At 73.4% G+C, this 3,333-nt stretch carries 4 protein-coding genes; all 4 read right to left on the bottom strand.

The features are described 5' to 3' along the window. Positions 1 to 72: 72 nt before the first annotated feature. The 4 genes from yajC to ruvC all read right to left on the bottom strand — a co-directional run bounded on the left by yajC (position 73) and on the right by ruvC (position 3,123). Positions 73 to 600, bottom strand: coding sequence for a preprotein translocase subunit YajC (yajC, locus tag ORI94_RS20990; protein WP_266077934.1), 528 nt, complete (start codon positions 598 to 600; stop codon positions 73 to 75). A gap of 164 nt (positions 601 to 764) precedes the next feature. After that, positions 765 to 1,835, bottom strand: coding sequence for a Holliday junction branch migration DNA helicase RuvB (gene ruvB, locus ORI94_RS20985; RefSeq protein WP_266077933.1), 1,071 nt, complete (start codon positions 1,833 to 1,835; stop codon positions 765 to 767). Positions 1,836 to 1,894: 59 nt separating this feature from the next. Beyond that, positions 1,895 to 2,500: a Holliday junction branch migration protein RuvA gene (ruvA, locus tag ORI94_RS20980; RefSeq protein WP_266077932.1), complete on the bottom strand. Its 606-nt coding sequence runs from the start codon at positions 2,498 to 2,500 to the stop codon at positions 1,895 to 1,897. Continuing rightward, positions 2,497 to 3,123, bottom strand: coding sequence for a crossover junction endodeoxyribonuclease RuvC (ruvC, locus tag ORI94_RS20975; RefSeq protein WP_266077930.1), 627 nt, complete (start codon positions 3,121 to 3,123; stop codon positions 2,497 to 2,499). The genes ruvA and ruvC overlap by 4 nt, the downstream gene beginning before the upstream one ends. Between the last annotated feature and the right edge of the window lie 210 nt (positions 3,124 to 3,333).

The following is a 3,333-nucleotide window of genomic DNA, read 5'->3' as shown; positions in this document are numbered from 1 at the left end:
GGGGGGGGGGCGCGGGGGGGGGGCGGGCGGGGGGGGGGGGGGCGGGGGCCCCCCCCCCCCCCCGGCACACGACTACTTCGCCTCGGAACCGCCGTCGGACTTCTTCGCCTGCTCGTCCGTCCTCGCCTTGTCCGCGGCGTCGGCATCGGCGGGCTCTGCGTCGGCGGTGTCGGCGGGCGCTTCGGCCGTGCCGGCCGTGTCCTTCTTGCCGAAATCGACCGGTGCGTCGTCGGAGGCGGAGGCGGCGGAGTCGTCGGTCTCGGTGAGGGAGGAGGCGTCGTCGGGGACGACATCGGCGTCGGACTTCAGGTCGTGCTCGATGCCGTGAACGATGCGGTTGTACTCGTCGTCGGTCAGGACGGCACCGATGGAGTTCTTCGCGAACAGCAGCTCCACACCGGGGCCGGCGTCGAGGAGAACCGTGTCGTCACCGACCTCCTTCACCGTGGCGTACATGCCCCCGATCGTGCGGACACCGGAACCCGGCTGCATCTGGTTCCGCATGTCGATGGCCTGCTGCTGCTTCTTCTTGGCCGACCGGGTCATCAGGAACATGGCCCCGATGAGCACAATGAACGGGAGGAGGGTCAGGAGACTCACGGGTCGGACTTCCTTCACACGACCGCGATGGTGAACGGCCTGATGGTTGGGGGTATGTGATGCCGCCGACAAGGGTGGCACCGGCGGAGTCTAGGCGAGTTGGCGCGCAGGGAACAACGCTCAGCATGGCACCGGGGTTCCTGGCGTGGCCAGTGCCGTCCGCCTCACGCCCCGAACAGGTCCCGTTGTCCGTTTCCGGCGGCCCGGGAGCCGGGCGGGGCAAGGCCGAGATGCGCCCAGGCAGCCGGCGTGGCGACCCGGCCGCGCGGGGTACGGGCGAGCAGCCCCTCCCGTACGAGGAAGGGTTCGGCGACCTCCTCCACGGTCTCCCGTTCCTCCCCCACCGCGACGGCGAGCGTGGACAGGCCGACGGGGCCGCCGCCGAACAGCTTGAGCAGGGCCTCCAGCACCGCCCGGTCGAGCCGGTCGAGGCCGCGGGCGTCGACCTCGTAGACCGCGAGGGCCGACCCGGCGATCTCCCTGGTGATCCGTCCGTCGGCCTTGACCTGCGCGTAGTCGCGCACGCGGCGCAGCAGGCGGTTGGCGATGCGGGGCGTGCCGCGCGACCGGCCGGCGATCTCGGCGGCGCCGTCGGCCTCTATCCCCACGTCCAGGAGGCTCGCCGAGCGGTGGACGACCCGCTCCAGTTCGGTGGGCTCGTAGAACTCCATGTGCGCGGTGAAGCCGAAGCGGTCACGCAGCGGGGGCGGCAGCAGGCCCGCCCGGGTGGTGGCGCCGACCAGGGTGAAGGGCGGCAGCTCGAGGGGGATGGCGGTGGCGCCGGGGCCCTTGCCGACGATGACGTCGACACGGAAGTCCTCCATCGCCATGTAGAGCATCTCCTCGGCGGGCCGGGACATGCGGTGGATCTCGTCGAGGAAGAGGACCTCGCCCTCCTGGAGGGAGGACAGGATCGCGGCGAGGTCGCCGGCGTGCTGGATGGCCGGTCCCGAGGTGATGCGGAGGGGGGCTTCCATCTCGGCCGCGATGATCATGGAGAGGGTGGTCTTGCCGAGGCCGGGGGCGCCGGAGAGCAGCACGTGGTCGGCGGTGGCGCCGCGCGCGCGTGCGGCGCGCAGCACGAGGTCGAGCTGCTCACGGACCTTCTCCTGGCCGATGAACTCGTCCAGGTCCTTGGGCCGCAGGGCGGCCTCGACGGCCCGCTCCTCCCCGTCGGCGACAGATCCCACCAGCCGCTCGGCGGCCGTGGGGTCGGTCGTGTCGTCCCAGTTCACTGAAGTCTCCTAGCCGGGCGGGGCGGCGGGCGGTACGAGGAATACGGGGCTTGCGGGGGCTAGCGGGCGCGGTTCAGGGTCTGCAGGGCCGCCCGCAGCAGCGCGCCCACCTGGGGTGTGCCCTCGGCCGCCTCGGCCTGGGGGGTGACGGCGGCGACCGCTTCCTCGGCCTCGCGCGTCGCGTAGCCGAGGCCGATCAGGGCGGCGTGCAGCTGGTCGCGCCAGCCCGCGGTGGCGGGGCTCGCCACGGCCGCCGCACCCGCCGGTGCGCCGAGGCGGTCCTTCAGCTCCAGAAGCAGCTTCTGGGCGCCCTTCTTGCCGATGCCGGGGACGGCGGTGAGCGCCTTCTCGTCGGCGGTCGCGACGGCCCGGCGCAGCGCGTCCGGGGGGTGCACGGCCAGCATGGCCTGGGCGAGGCGGGGGCCGACACCGCTGGCGGTCTGCAGCAGGACGAAGGTCTGCCGCTCGTCGTCGTCCGCGAAGCCGTAGAGGGTGAGCGAGTCCTCGCGCACGACGAGGGAGGTGGCGAGCCGGGCCGTCTGGCCGACGCGCAGCGTGGAGAGCGTGTTCGGCGTGCACTGGACGGCCATGCCGACGCCGCCGACCTCGACGACCGCGACGTCGGGTGCGAGTGCGGCGACGGTGCCGCTGACGAAGGCGATCATGCGGTGCGCCCCTTCAATGGGTCGGGCGATGGGCTGGGTGACGGGTGCGGTGCCGTGGATGTCCTCGGGCCGGACGCCCTCGATGCGGCCGTGCGCGCGGCGGGCGTGCGTGAGGCGTGCAGGGCGGCGGCCTGCTGGAGCCGGTTCTGCGCGGGGGCCCGCCAGATGTGGCAGATGGCGAGGGCGAGGGCGTCGGCCGCGTCGGCGGGCTTCGGAGGCGCGTCGAGCCGCAGCAGGCGGGTGACCATCGCACCGACCTGGGCCTTGTCCGCACGCCCGGAACCGGTCACGGCCGCCTTGACCTCGCTCGGGGTGTGCAGGGCGACCGGGATCCCGCGGCGGGAGGCGCACAGCAGGGCGACGGCGCTCGCCTGGGCGGTGCCCATCACCGTACGGACGTTGTGCTGGCTGAAGACGCGCTCGACGGCGACGAACTCCGGCCGGTATTCGTCCAGCCACCGCTCGAGGCCCTGTTCGACCGCGACGAGACGGTGCCCGAGGTCGGCGTCGGCGGACGTGCGCACGACACCCACGCCAAGCATGGTCAGCGGCCGACCGGCGACCCCTTCGACCACACCGACACCGCATCTCGTCAGTCCCGGGTCCACCCCCAGCACGCGCACCCTGCACCCCTTTTCGCGGCTGACCCGCCGCCGCTCTCGCGGACCTGGTTGATCGCCGTCGGGGTTCCTCAATCGATGGTTGCGGTCCGGCGGACGGTGATCCTTGACGTGTGCCAGGCTAACGGCTGCCACTGACAGGAGCGGCGGGGCGGGGGGGGGGGGTGCCCCCACGGCCCCCCCCCGCACCCGGCAAGCCGCGCGGGGCCGCCC

Source organism: Streptomyces sp. NEAU-W12, assembly GCF_026242095.1.
In the GTDB taxonomy this organism is placed as follows: domain Bacteria; phylum Actinomycetota; class Actinomycetes; order Streptomycetales; family Streptomycetaceae; genus Streptomyces.
The sequence above is the reverse complement of the archived record's forward strand: the minus strand, read 5'-3'. Positions and strand labels throughout refer to the sequence as shown.